The organism is Lysobacter firmicutimachus, assembly GCF_037027445.1.
Taxonomy (GTDB): Bacteria; Pseudomonadota; Gammaproteobacteria; order Xanthomonadales; family Xanthomonadaceae; genus Lysobacter; species Lysobacter firmicutimachus.
Genome location: NZ_JBANDL010000002.1, coordinates 1,639,034 through 1,652,768, shown reverse-complemented (window position 1 = coordinate 1,652,768; position 13,735 = coordinate 1,639,034). Strand labels below are relative to the sequence as shown.

The 13,735-nt window shown below is 66.1% G+C and carries 7 protein-coding genes and 1 riboswitch; of the genes, 2 read left to right on the top strand and 5 right to left on the bottom strand.

Translation table 11 applies throughout. The features are described 5' to 3' along the window. The first annotated feature begins 226 nt into the window (after nt 1–226). Nucleotides 227–320, top strand: a riboswitch (glycine riboswitch). Nucleotides 321–530: 210 nt separating this feature from the next. Next, complete coding sequence (gene gcvP / locus V2J18_RS07150) at nt 531–3,401, top strand: aminomethyl-transferring glycine dehydrogenase (RefSeq protein WP_064750078.1); 2,871 nt, start codon at nt 531–533, stop codon at nt 3,399–3,401. 138 nt (nt 3,402–3,539) lie between these two features. Here gcvP and V2J18_RS07145 read toward each other — a convergent pair whose 3' ends face one another. Genes V2J18_RS07145 through V2J18_RS07135 form a run of 3 tightly spaced genes read right to left on the bottom strand, consistent with a single transcriptional unit; the run spans nt 3,540 to nt 10,318 of the window. Next, nucleotides 3,540–3,812, bottom strand: coding sequence for a hypothetical protein (locus tag V2J18_RS07145; RefSeq protein ID WP_064750079.1), 273 nt, complete (start codon nt 3,810–3,812; stop codon nt 3,540–3,542). Continuing rightward, nucleotides 3,809–7,471 (bottom strand): RHS repeat domain-containing protein, encoded by a 3,663-nt coding sequence (locus V2J18_RS07140; RefSeq protein ID WP_336131412.1) that lies wholly within the window; start codon nt 7,469–7,471, stop codon nt 3,809–3,811. Before V2J18_RS07140 ends, V2J18_RS07145 begins: the two co-directional genes overlap by 4 nt. A 9-nt stretch (nt 7,472–7,480) precedes the next feature. Then, complete coding sequence (locus tag V2J18_RS07135; protein WP_336131411.1) at nt 7,481–10,318, bottom strand: RHS repeat domain-containing protein; 2,838 nt, start codon at nt 10,316–10,318, stop codon at nt 7,481–7,483. A gap of 817 nt (nt 10,319–11,135) precedes the next feature. On the opposite strand from V2J18_RS07135, the gene V2J18_RS07130 reads away from it, so the two are divergent. Further along, entirely contained in the window at nt 11,136–12,137 is a 1,002-nt protein-coding gene (locus V2J18_RS07130) for a diguanylate cyclase domain-containing protein (protein WP_336131410.1), read from the top strand. 85 nt (nt 12,138–12,222) lie between these two features. Here V2J18_RS07130 and V2J18_RS07125 read toward each other — a convergent pair whose 3' ends face one another. After that, nucleotides 12,223–12,930 carry a DUF2846 domain-containing protein gene (locus V2J18_RS07125; RefSeq protein ID WP_336131409.1) on the bottom strand — a complete coding sequence of 236 codons (708 nt, stop codon included), beginning with the start codon at nt 12,928–12,930 and terminating at the stop codon, nt 12,223–12,225. Next, entirely contained in the window at nt 12,927–13,679 is a 753-nt protein-coding gene (locus tag V2J18_RS07120; RefSeq protein WP_336131408.1) for a hypothetical protein, read from the bottom strand. The genes V2J18_RS07125 and V2J18_RS07120 overlap by 4 nt, the downstream gene beginning before the upstream one ends. Nucleotides 13,680–13,735 lie beyond the last annotated feature (56 nt).

The following is a 13,735-nucleotide window of genomic DNA, read 5'->3' as shown; positions in this document are numbered from 1 at the left end:
ACTCCCGCGTGGCCCGCCGCATGGCCGCCGAAGTTGTTTCGATCTGTCCGCAACCGCGTGCCCAGGCTCGCCGGTGCGGATTCGCCCGCAAGCGGCCCGTTCGAAGCCGGTGCGCCCCGGCGCGGGAGGCGGTGCGCACGGAGCCTTCCCCCGGCCCGCGGGACCTCGGGCGGCCGCACGGGAACCGTCCCCTCGCTGCCCGCCAGCGGCTATAATCGTCGGCTTGAAACCCGCGGTGGGAGAAGCGGCCGGCCCCCTGGCCCGTCGCTGCCGAAGGCGCAACGCCCGTAATCGCTCAGGCCCCATACCGCCGCCGGGTACAAAACTCTGGAGAGACCGACCGTCCCGCAACGCGACACGCGCGACGGAACCGGCGCCGAAGGTGCACGAAGCGAGCGCGGACAGGAGCGGCCACAGCGCCCCCCTCCCCCAAGCGGCCTGAGCCGCGGCACGCTTCCAAACTCTCAGGCAAAAGGACAGAGGGGCGCCTCGCGTGCGGCACCGCACGCTGCCAACGGACGCCCCTGCCCATGAGCCACAACGCCACTTCCCTGCGCGACCTCGAGCACCACGACGCTTTCATCGAGCGCCATATCGGCCCCAACGACGCCGAAATCGGCCACATGCTCAAGCAGGTCGGCTACGACTCGCTGGAAGCCCTGACCGACGCCATCGTCCCCGGCTCGATCAAGTCGACCCAACCGCTGGCCCTGCCGGCCGCGATCAGCGAAGTGGAAGCGCTGGCCAAGGTCCGCGCCATCGCCACCCGCAACCAGGTGTTCCGCAGCTTCATCGGCCAGGGCTATTACGGCACCCTGACCCCGAACGTGATCCTGCGCAACATCCTCGAGAACCCTGCCTGGTACACCGCCTATACGCCCTACCAGGCGGAAATCTCGCAGGGCCGCATGGAGGCGCTGATCAACTTCCAGACCATGGTCGCCGACCTGACCGGGATGGAGATCGCCAACGCCTCGCTGCTCGACGAAGGCACCGCCGCGGCCGAGGCCATGACCCTGGCCAAGCGCTCGGCCAAGTCCAAGTCCAACCTGTTCTTCGTCTCCAAGGACGTGCACCCGCAGACGCTGGAGGTGCTGAACACCCGCGCCGAAGCGATGGGCATCGAGCTGAAGGTCGGCGACGACAACGAAGCGCTGAACAGCGACAGCTTCGGCGTGCTGCTGCAGTACCCCAACACCTACGGCCAGATCGGCGACCACAAGGCGCTGGCCGACGCCGTGCACGCGCGCGGCGGCCTGGTCGCGGTCGCGACCGACCTGCTCGCCCTGACCCTGATCGCCGCGCCCGGCGAGTGGGGCGCGGACATCGTGGTCGGCAACAGCCAGCGCTTCGGCGTGCCGTTCGGCTTCGGCGGCCCGCATGCCGCCTTCATGGCCTGCCGCGACGCCTACAAGCGCTCGATGCCGGGCCGCCTGATCGGCGTGTCGGTCGACACCGAAGGCAAGCCGGCCTACCGCCTGACCCTGCAGACCCGCGAGCAGCACATCCGCCGCGAGAAGGCCACCTCCAACATCTGCACCGCGCAGGTGCTGCTGGCGGTGATGGCCTCGATGTACGCGGTCTACCACGGCCCCGAAGGCCTGACCCGGATCGCCCGCCGCGTCCACCGCCTGGCCGCGATCCTGGCCGGCGCGTTGCGCCAGGCCGGGCTGACCGTCGGTCCGGACTTCTTCGACACCCTGGACGTGGTCGGCGTCGACGCCGACGCCCTGCGCGCCAAGGCGACCGCGGCGCGGATCAACCTCAACTACTCCGGCGACCCGAACCGGGTCGGCATCAGCCTGGACGAAACCACCACCCGCGCCGAAGTGGTCCAGTTGGCCGCGCTGTTCGGCGCCCGCATCGACGACATCGACGCGCTCGATGCCGCCACCGCCGATGCCCTGCCGGCCGGCCTGCGCCGCCAGAGCGCCTTCCTGCAGCACCCGGTGTTCAACACCCACCACAGCGAACACGAGCTGCTGCGCTACATGCGCTCGCTGGCCGACAAGGACCTGGCGATGGATCGCACCATGATCCCGCTGGGTTCGTGCACGATGAAGCTCAACGCCACCGCCGAGATGATCCCGGTGACTTGGCCGGAGTTCGGCAATCTGCATCCGCTGGCGCCGGCCGACCAGGCCGTGGGCTACAAGCAGTTGATCGACGAACTCGAGGCGATGCTGGTGGAATGCACCGGCTACGACGCGGTCAGCCTGCAGCCGAACTCGGGCGCGCAGGGCGAATACGCCGGCCTGCTGGCGATCCGCGCCTATCACCGCTCGCGCGGCGAAGGTCATCGCGACATCTGCCTGATTCCCGACTCCGCGCACGGCACCAACCCGGCTTCCGCGCAGATGTGCGGCATGACCGTGGTGGTCACCAAGACCGACGCCAACGGCAACGTCGATGTCGACGACATCCGCCGCAACGCCGAGAAGTACAGCGACCGCCTGGCCGCGATCATGATGACCTACCCGTCCACGCACGGCGTGTTCGAGGAGGAAGTGGTCGAGATCTGCGAGATCATCCACAAGCACGGCGGCCAGGTGTACACCGACGGCGCCAACATGAATGCCCTGGTCGGCGTGGCCAAGCCGGGCAAGTGGGGTTCGGACGTTTCGCACCTCAACCTGCACAAGACCTTCTGCATTCCGCACGGCGGCGGCGGCCCCGGCGTCGGCCCCTGCGCGGTCAAGTCGCACCTGGCCCCGTTCCTACCGCGCACGCTCGGCGGCGAAGGCGCGGTCGGCATGGTCAGCGCCGCCAGCTTCGGCTCGGCCTCGATCCTGCCGATCTCGTGGATGTACATCACCATGATGGGCGCCGCCGGCCTGCGCAAGGCGACCCAGGTGGCGCTGCTCAACGCCAATTACATCGCCAAGCGCCTGGCCCCGCACTACGAGACCCTCTACACCGGCCGCAACGGCCTGGTCGCGCACGAGTGCATCCTCGACCTGCGCCCGATCAAGGACGCCACCGGCATCGGCGCCGAGGACGTGGCCAAGCGCCTGATCGACTTCGGCTTCCACGCCCCGACCCTGAGCTTCCCGGTCGCCGGCACGCTGATGGTCGAGCCGACCGAGAGCGAATCGCTGCACGAGCTGGACCGCTTCATCGACGCGATGATCCAGATCCGCGACGAAATCCGCGCGGTCGAGGAAGGCCGCCTGGACCGCGAAGATAACCCGCTCAAGCACGCCCCGCATACCGCCACCCAGGTCACCGCCAGCGAGTGGACCCGCGCCTACCCGCGCGAGCTGGCCGCGTTCCCGCTGCCCTCGCTGAAGCTGCAGAAGTACTGGCCGCCGGTGTCGCGCGTGGACAACGTCTACGGCGACAAGAACGTGATGTGCGCCTGCATCCCGGTGGATGCGTACAAGGAAGAGGAAACCGCGTAAGCGTCGGCAGCCATCTCGCTCGAACCGAAGGCCCCGCTCGCGCGGGGCCTTTGTGTTTGCAATGCCTGATCAAGACCCGATCATCGTCATGTGGTGGCGACGGCCCCTATCGATCGTCCTCGCTCGCTGTCGCCTCAATCAACTCCTGGTCGCCCAATCCCGGATGGTTTCCTCGATATGGGCGATCTGCACCTTCGAATACTCCGGATCCTTCAGACGAATATCGGCATCTTCCAAGTAGTGCCATAGCGCATGCGGCACGTCCAACTCGCCGACATCAAGCTCCATCAAGGCCTTAGCCTCGCGAGCCTTCTCGTACCAGTCCTTCATTTCCGCTTTCGAGGCAGGTTCGGTATCCAACAACTCCCGCACGATCGCGATGAGCTGCCGCTTGATTTCCTGAACAGTCATTTTCCTTCCCTTCTAATCCAACGAGGATCGAACAGAATCAGGTGAGCCGCTTCGCCCCGCGACGGAGGACCAAAGTTGATATGCAGTATAGGAGTCTTGCCACTGTGCTTGAGCGGGTGCAGATCGAGACGCGCGCCCCATTGGCTTTGTTTCCAGCGAACGCCGAACAACCGGCCATTAGCATGCCAAGCGCCCGCCGACGGGCCATCAAACGATAGGTTCTTATAGAGACCTTTGGCGCTGGAAATCAGTCCGCTCGTCGCCGCGGCGGCGTAAGGGGCTCCGGCCTCCCACGCCATAGCCCCTGCGCCTAACGCTGCCGCCGCTGTAATGACCATGCCCGAGGAATCCAACTGTTCGGGAGTCCTCGACATGTCGTACTCGCCGGTCTTCCACCCAACAACGCCCGGCACCGGAATCCTGCCGTCGGAAGTCGGTGCACCAGACGATGCCCTAGCGAGCGACGCGGCTTCGGTGCGTTGGTTGGCTGCCGAAGAACCGCCTTTTTGCGCCTCCCCTTCGCCCGCTGGATTAACCTGAGTAATCGAGAGCTTGCCCCAGCTCTCTCCCCCGCAAATATTGGATCCGGTTATCTTCTGACACTGACGTCCATCGGGATCGACATACGAGTAGGGATTGCTTGCTGCGTATCTGTAACGATTGAACATTCCGACAGGATCGCTCAGAGCAGACACGGGATCTGCGCTGAGAAATATCCCGAGCTGCGGGTCGTAGTAGCGCTGCTGCATCTGGACCAGGCCCGTCAGCCCGTCCATCACGTGCCCCGCGTAACCGATGCCATCGTAGATCGTATCTCCGATTGTCTCACCGAGCGGCTCGTAGTCGGTGCGCTGAAGCACCTCTCCGGTCGCCGCAGTCACGGCCACAGGGCTGCCCAATGCGTCGTTATGGCTGTACTTCGTACTTTCGACGCCCCCCGCCAGTTCGCGAGCAGCAAGTAGGCTACCGCCCAGGAAAATATTGACGCTGGTCGCGCCCGCGGCATTGTTCTCGATGTACGCTGGCTGCCCTGAGGCATCGTAGATGAAGACCGCCCGCACGGCGCTCGCCATCGACAAACTGGCAACGCGGCGCCCGTTGGCGTCGTACCGGTATCCTTCCTTTCCGGCAACGACGCGCAGGCGATTGCCATAGTCAAAAGCATAGACCTGCCCGTTCTTGTTCTCCAAGTTACCTTGCGGGTCGTAGCCCAAGCCAACGATTGATTCGCCTCGACTGTTGCGAACGTTCGTTAATCTCGAACGCTCGTCGTAGACGTAGGCGGAATAGTCCTTGCTCCCCGGCAACACCCAAGAACGCAGATTATCCTGCGCATCGTAGGTAAATCGGTGCCAGCAATCGCCGCCGAAACTGCATGAGCCGGCCGACTTGAGCCGGTCGAGGCCATCGTACTCCATCGTCCGGCTGTAGTTGTCCCCTCGTGCCCGGTCGTAAATGGCGCCGACATTACCGTTGGCGTCGTACACGGTTTCCAGGTCGATCACGCCGGCGTCGGTACTGCGCTGCGGCAGCTGACGCAGGTTCTGCGACATGGTGTGCACCACGCCGTTGCCGTAGACGAAGCGTTGCATGCCTCCGTTCGGGTAGTAATCGATCTGCGACGCGTATACCGCACCAGGACTGCTGACTCGTTTGGGCTGCCCCAGCGCATCCGGCTCGAACGTCACCGCCAGACCGGTCGGGTAGACCTGGCTGGCCGGATTGCCGATTCGATCGTAGCCGTAGCCCAGGTCCCAACGATGCGAGCCCGGCTGCGCCACCGCCTCGCCGATCAGCAGGCGGCGCTTGTTGTAGCGGTAATGATTCTCGACCGGCGCACCGTTGTCCGGTTCGTTATAGGTCACGACCTTGCTCGCCAGGCCGTCGGGCGTGTATTCCCACCTCTGATTGCCGCGCCCGTCGGGGAAGGCCAGGTCCTTGAGCCGGTTGCGCGCGTCGTAGGTTCTCGAAACGACGCGGCCGGACGCCGCGGCTTCGCTGCGGTTGCAGCTGTCGGTGGCCGGCAGGTCAAGGCCGGAAGCCGACCATGCGACGTTGCCCTCGCCGTCGTAGTCCGTCACCGTCGCCCCGGTTTCCGGCTCGATGACCTTGCACAGGCGCTGTTGCGCGTCGTAGACGTAGCGGCGGGTGTTCGGCTGGGCTACCGGGACCTGCGGCGCCGGAACGCCGAAGCGGCCCGATGCGGCTACCGCCAGGTTCTCGCCGCCCACCGGCGATACGCCGTAGACGTAGACCAATCGGCCTGCGTATTGGCTGCGCAGCTCATTGCTGATCGGAATCGCGAAGCGATAGCTGCCGCCATCGACCTTGCACGCCGCGGCGACGCCCGCCTCGCTGGCCTGATTTGCGGGATAGGTGCCGATCAGTGCAGAGCCGGTCGCACCGGCGGGACCGCCGACGTACATCTGCACGTTCACCGACGCCTGGTAGGTGGTCGCGCAGGCCCAACCGAGCAACGCGCTGCCGTCGGCGGTGAAGCCGTCGATATTGCCGGTGATCACCGGTTGCGGGCGACGTGCGTAGACATCGATGGACGCGAGTACGCGGCCGTCGCCGCGCACCTCGAAGCGGCTGCCTGACTCGGTGATGTCGGCGATCGACGTCTTGATCTCGCCGGTTCCAGGCTGAGCCAGAAGCCGTACCGCGCCATTGCCGTTGATGTCGCTGCGCCACAACTCCGGCAAGCCGGCCACGGCCTGCCAGCTCAAGGTGGTGCCGCAGCTGGTGGCGCCCTTGCCCAACTCGCAGGGATTGGGCTGCGCGCTCAACGAGCCGGTCGGAACCGGATTGACGTACACATGCTGAGCGGTCGTCTGCTGACCGAACCACTCTACCCCGTCCTGGACCATCCGCCATTGCACGTAGTAGCCGACCATTCGGCTGCTGACCTGCGGAGCGGTCAAGGTCATGTTGAACGCGACGGTTTGGCCGGGTGCGACGTCGTGCGGAAGATACACCCGCCCCATGCCCCAGTTGCCGTTGTCGCGAGGGTTCTGCGAACCCAGCGCATACGCGCGCGACGGCGACCAGGTGGTCGTGCCCGTATTACGCATCTGCACGCTCAGGGTCCGGGTCTCGCCCGAGTACATCGTCGGCGAGGTGTCGGAGAAGGTCTGCGATACGAATTCGGCCTCGTTGTACAACGCAGGCGGCGGGTTGACCGTAATGGTGAAGGACTGGGTCGCCAGGTTACGGGTCCGATCCTCGCCCTGATAGATGCTCACGGCCTTGCCGGTCGCCCGATAGGTGTACGTGCCCGGCGCCAGCCCGGCTTCGACCAGGGTTCCGCCCCTGCGGTAGCTGGCTACCGGCTGGTCGTTGCGATAGATCGTGATGTTCTCGATCGATTCGACACTCGACCCGCTGGTTCCGTTGCCGGAGGAAGCCACGATCTCGTACGACACCGGGACCGTATAGCTGCTTTGGACCGGCGGCGTGAGTTTGATCCATGCCGGCGCCGCGGTCGCCAAGGACGGCAACGCGGACAGCAGCGCCAACAACCATGCCGACGCCAACGACCTGGCGTTGGTCGCCCACTCCAATACTCCTGCAGAATTCAACGCCTTGTTCTCCACTCGGACCAGGTCCCCACGCGCGGCGGCGGAGCGGTTTTTACTGTTCGCTCGGATGCTATCCATGGCGCGGCCTCACTGAGCCACCGACGTACGCTGGATTTCCAGCGGCTTGCCGTAGGCGTCGCGCATGATCAGGGTGCGCACGCTTTCAGGGGCGTCGATCACCGCCGGAGCGTCGTAGCCAGGCTCGCCGAAGACCTGGAAAGTCTCTACGCTCGCCAAGCCACGGGGGTTGGTGACCTTGCGCCGGAAGCCGGACAGGTACTCGGTGGAGGTGGTCAAAGGCCCCAACTCCGAGTCCTGGACGGCGGCGGTCTGGCGCCCCAGCGCGTCGTAGGCGTAGGACGTGCCTGGCATCGACTGGCGGAAGTCGCCGACGTGCCGGGTCGGCAAGGATTTGAACGCGACCCGCCCCATGTTGTCGTAACGCGTAAACACTTGCTTCTGGGTATTGCGGCTGGCATCGCCCAGATCGAACTCCATTTCCAGCACGGGCCGCAGGAACGCGTCGTAGTAAGTGTCGCTACGACGGTTTCCGGACACCGACACCCGGCGCCAATGATTGCTTTCCAGACCGTACTCCGAGGTCGCGACGCGCACGAACTCCTGCGTCATCGGGTGCCAGTCGACGGTGTCGCCCTGCGGATAGACCACGCCAGCCAGGCGCCCCATGCCGTCGTAGCTGTACTGGGTGGTGAATCCGTTTTCGTCAGTCGTAGACGTCGCCCAGCCGCGGTCGTCGATCACCGCGCTTTCAGTCGCGCCCGCCGGGCTCTCGGGGGTGGCCGGCCGGCGGATGCTCTGCGGCACGCCGCGTTTCCAGTCGGCATAGAAGGTGACATGGCCGTTACCGTCCTTGACCGACTCCAGGGTGCCGTCGGCGCGGTAGCCGAATGTTCTCTTCAGATTGCCGAAGGCGAAAGCGTGCATCGGCAACGCGGTGGCCGGATCGAATTCCACACGCGCGGTCTCGACGCCGTTGACCGACGTGGCCGATACCTGACCGAGAATCCACTTGCCGGCATGGTCGTAGTATTCGGTTCCCTCGTTGCGGCTATAGCCGAGCGTGTTGTACCCAGTGGATCGCAGGACCCGGGCCAGGCCGTCGAAAATCTGGTTCTCGGTGACGAAGGTCACTCCATCCTGGACGATCTGGCGACTCTTGAGGGGCCGGTTGGCGAGATAGCCCTTGCTGCCCGAAATGGAATTCGATGCCGGAATGTTCGCGTTGGCCGCCGGGAAGGGTTGGCCCTCCGTGCTCTCCACATAGGCGTTCGTGACCGTGCGCAGTACCCTGCCACCGGCGTCCTTGATCGATGCTTCGATCAACTCGCCGACGTTGGACGTGTAGTCGTTGTTGAATTTGTAGGCGTTGATCGATCCGTCCGGGTTGACCACCGTGGTTTCGGACGGGACATAGCAGGTGCCCGGCACTTGGCAATCGGCCTGCCAACTCCAGGACGGCTTGTAGCGATAGTTCCAGCTCAGCGGCGCAATGCCGGGACCGGTCACGGTTTTCGAGTACAACGACTCCACGGTATAGGCCATCGGCGCCCCCACCAGGCGCACCGAAAGCCAACTGGCCTCCTGCCGGGTGATGCAACTGCCCACGGTACGGTTGGTGCCGTGCATGAGCTTGCGGAACTTGAACTCGCCGACCGCGCCGGAAGGGTGGCTGACGGTCAAGAAACTGGTCTCGGCCGGTCCCGGCTGCTTGTCCGAACTCATCGTGCCTACGTTCGGCCAGCACTGCTGCCACACGTTCTTGACGTTGGCGTTGACGATCTCGAACTGATCGCTGTACTGGTAGCCCCAACGTCCTCCGTCGGGCAGCACCGCTGCGGCGAGTAGATAGTTGGCGTCCGGGTTGCTGCCGTACTTGCTGTACTCATAGGTCCAGGTCCGTCCTGCGCTGGAAATGGTCTCGATCTTTCCGGCGGCGTTGTAACCCAGCCTGGCCTCGACGCCGTCGTTGGAACGGATCGACAGCAGGCGGTGCGGGTTGGCCGGGTCGTACTCGTAGCTCAGCCAGTTGCCCAGGCCATCCTCGACCCGGGTCGCGTACAGGAAAATTTCGTCGCGGTCGATGCCGACCGATCCGGTCGTGTCGGTCGGGATACCGATGATCCGCTTGCTCTTGCGCACCACCATCCAGTCGAACGCATACCGGTGGCCGTTAGGCAGCACGGCCAGGAATCCCTCGCCCGCGCCATTGCGGATGCTCGGCAGGCAGGAAACCTTCCAGTTCGACTTGGTGCCACCGTAGTAAGCCAGCCCATCGCTCGGTCGCAGGTGAGCGCCAGACAGGGTTTGCACGAGTTCCTCGCCCGCCCCGGGAATATTGATCGTGTTGCCGGCCCAGTAATCGGTCGGGCCGTAGGACGGCGTCTTGGTCGGACCGCTGGAAACATTGTCCGGCACGGTCGGGGGCGTGTAGTCGGTCACGCTGCAGCGCTGGGTCGAACCTCGCCAACTATCGGGAAAATCCGGTCCCTGGTATTCGCGATCGCGCACAACCCAACCGGTGCGGCGGTCGAAAACCCCGTGGATATGGGGGATATCCAGCACCCAGTAGCGCCCGAACACCGCCTTGTCCGGATCGGTATTGGCCCAGGTATTGAGCGAAAGACCGGCGTTGCTGAGCTTGCGGCCGATACTCACGGTCAGCGCGCTGTTGGTCTTCAGCGCCACATCGGTCGCGGTAAACGTGGTCGCACCATCGAACAGGCTCGTGCTGTCGCCGAACATGCCGTCGGCGGTAAGCGCGGTCACGGCCACGCCTTTGGTCAGACCGTCGTAATCCTCGATCACGGTCGGACTGGATATTTCGGCGCGGGCACCGCCGGCCCCGGCGAGTCCGAATGCGAGCGCGGCGGCGACCGCGGCGGACAGGCGAAGTGTGGAAGTCACGTGGAGTCCTTCACTGAGCTATACGAAAACTCGGCCAGCGAAGCGGCGCCGGGCCGAGACGGATCGATCCACAGCCGCACGCGCGCCGCCGAGGCGCACAAACGCGCGGAGGCCAAACGACACGGCGGCCGAAGTCAGGTTTATCGATATGGGGCGGGCATGTCGCTGTGTCCTTGCGGTGCTTCTCCGGTTGCGGCGTGCGCCGCGCTGCCGCTGATCGCGGCGCGTATCGTTCAATCCACTTCGTCCAGGCCCGATCGGCACCGGCCAGGCGCACCGGCCTGATAGAAGACGGATGTCGGCCCCTTTTCCCTTGGCCAAGGTTCGCCGGTCCAGCGATGCTTTTGAAGACGCCCGCGGAATCCGGCCTGCTTTCGCCAAATTGAGCAAGATCGCAGGCGAGCTTTGCATCGCTGCGCCTTCGATACCGCCAGCAGCGCCCGTCGCTTACGGGCCGGCTGCGTGCATGGGAGCCTGCGCTTGAAGGTCGCGGGCGGCACGGCGCAGCCAGATCCCGTGTGAACTCTGTCCGGCCGCCAAACGCGCCCCGGCAAGTCTCAGGTCGAGCACTCGGCGGCGACTCAACGCCACCACTCGCGCACCGCCCTTCCATTCGGCGCCAGGAGACCGCCGTCCGTCGTCCCGGATAATGTGCTTTCTTGGCGCTGGTGCACCTTGAGCGTGCGACGGCGGCCGCAACCCCCGACCTGGAACGCCGCAGCCCGAATGTGGCCCAGCGTCCGCGCCTCCGCTGCCGAGCCCGCGGTCTATACTGGGCCGTCGTCCGGGCAGCGTAGCGAACATGCAGGACCCGATCGTGCAAGACCCTTCCGAGCGCCTGCTCAAGGTCATCCAGACCCAGACCGACATCGCCCGACTCGGCCTGGATCTGGGCGGCGTGATGCAGTTGGTCGCGGTGCGCGTCCAGGCGCTGACCGGCGCGATCGGCGCCGTAGTCGAACTGGCCGAGGGCGAGGACATGGTCTATCGCGCCGCCGCCGGCATCGCCGAATCCAGCCTGGGCATGCGCCTGCGGCGCAGCGCCAGCCTGTCCGGCCAGTGCGTCGCCGAAGGCCGGCCTCTGCGCTGCGACGATTCGGAAACCGATCCACGGGTGGACCGCGCGGCCTGCCGTGCGGTCGGATTGCGCTCGATGATCGTGGTGCCGTTGAAGCATCACGAGTCGACGGTCGGCGTGCTCAAGGTCATGTCGGCGCACGTCGCCGGTTTCGACGATGCCGATCTGCATATCCTCGACCTGATGTCCGGGCTGATCGCCGCGGCCATGTACCACGCCGCCAAGTACGAAACCAACGAGTTGTTCCACCAGGCCACTCACGATGCCCTGACCGGTCTGCCCAACCGCGCCCTGTTCTACGACCGCCTGCGCCACAGCCTGGCCCTGGCCCAGCGCGACGCCTGCCGCATCGCCGTGCTTAATCTGGACATGGACGGACTCAAACCGGTCAACGACCGCCACGGCCATCGCGCCGGCGACGCCGCGATCCGCGAGTTCGCCCAGCGCATGAAACGCAGCTCGCGCGCCGGCGACACCGTCGCCCGGGTCGGCGGCGACGAGTTCGCGGTGATCCTGCCGCGCCTGGAGCGCGGCGACAGCGCCAAAACCCGCGCCCGCCGCTTCGCCGAGTCGCTGCAGCCGCCGTTCGAATTCGAGCACCGCCCAATCCCGCTGGACGCCAGCATCGGCTATGCGGTCTATCCCGACGACGGCGAGGAGCTGGGCGAACTGCTGGAGAAAGCCGACCAGGCGATGTACCGGGCCAAGCGCGGGAAAAAGCGCGCGCGCGAACCGGCCTGACGGCCGTCCCTGGCCGTCTCGCTGAGAAAACCAAACGCCCCGCCCAGGCGGGGCGTTTGCGTTTCCGGCCTTCCGTGGCTGCGGCTTACTGGGCGAGCTTGAGCTTGTCGGCCACCGCTTCGAACGCGGCGCGATCGGACGGCGACAAGTTGGGGCGGCCGACCAGCAGACCCATCGTGATCGAGCCCTGTACGTAATAGGTTTCGCCGGCCTCGACCTCCAGGTTCAGCACGTCCTTGGCCTCCGAATGCACGACGTATTCGTGAGCGCCCGGCTCGACCGCCGCGACGAAGTATTTGCCGCTGCGCAGCTTCCCCAGCTCGGTCTTACCTTCGCGGACCTTGAAGCCGATCATGCCGCCGACGAAGTTCGACGGACGGAAGAAGACCACCTGGCCCTTGCCGGCCGGCGGCGGCGCGATCCGGCCGCTGGAGACGGTGGGAGCGGCGTAGGCGATCGGCGCAGCCGCGCTGGCCGCTGCGGGAGCGGCCGCCGGCGCCGACTCGCTCGCGGCCGGCTCGGCTTCGGTTTCGCCTTCGAGCGCGTACGTCTGCACTGCGTTGTCGGCGGTCGCCGCCGGTGCAGTCGTGGCCGCGCCGGGCGCCGGCGCGGCCATCGGCGCGGCAGCCCGCGCAGAATCGCCCTTCGAGGCCACCGGCACCACCGGCGCGCTCTGCGCCTGCACCTGCTTGGCCGGGTCCACGGCCTTGTAGCTCCAACCTGCCGGATTGGCCGCCGCAGACAGCGGCAGCAGTACGACGAACGGCAGGACGCGCAGCGACGACGACTTCATTGAACGACTTCCCCGGTAATGGACGATGCAGCGGACATGGAGGCCCCCGCAGTCGGCGCGGCCGTTGCGGGAACGATGGAATCTGAGGCGGCCGGCGCAGCGCTTCGCTCCGAGTCGACGGCTCGCGCCGTACGCGCACCGGCCTGGGTACCGGCCGGAATCTCGATCTCGCCGCCGGTCACGAACAGGCCGGGGATACCCAGCGCGATGCCGACCGACACCGCCACGCCTTCGCGACTTTTGCCGATACCGCCCAGGCTGAAACCGCGCAAGGCCACGCGTCGGCCCTGATGCTCGAGATAGCGCGGCGCCAGCAGCAACTCGCCCGGCTTGCCGCTGGCGCCGCGACGCGCGGCATGCACGACCTCGCCGATGCCGGGCGTGCCGGTCGGCAGCACCGTCGCTCCAGCCAGGATCAGCGGTTGCGCCAGGCGCAACGGAAACCTATCGCCACGCTTGGCTTTCGCCGAACTCAATGCGGCCGCGATTTCCAGCGTGACGGGGGTGTTGGCGGGAATGTCCGCAGCAGACAGGGAAGCAGGCGCAGCTGCAGACGCGGAAGAGACCGCCGTATCGACCGCCGCGTCAGCCGAGCCGGCCCGATCCGCGGGCGACAACGGCGCCTCGCCAAGAGCCGTAACACTGGCCGGACGCGACTCGCCGGCGACGCCCGGCGCTGTACCACCGGCTACCGTCGATGCCCCCGCCATAGCCACCAGCGCGATCAACGCGCTTGAAATCGCAGTCATCGAAAGGCGGCCCCCTACCGTCCTTGGCGGGCGCCAAACTATCCGAACGGCCGGGT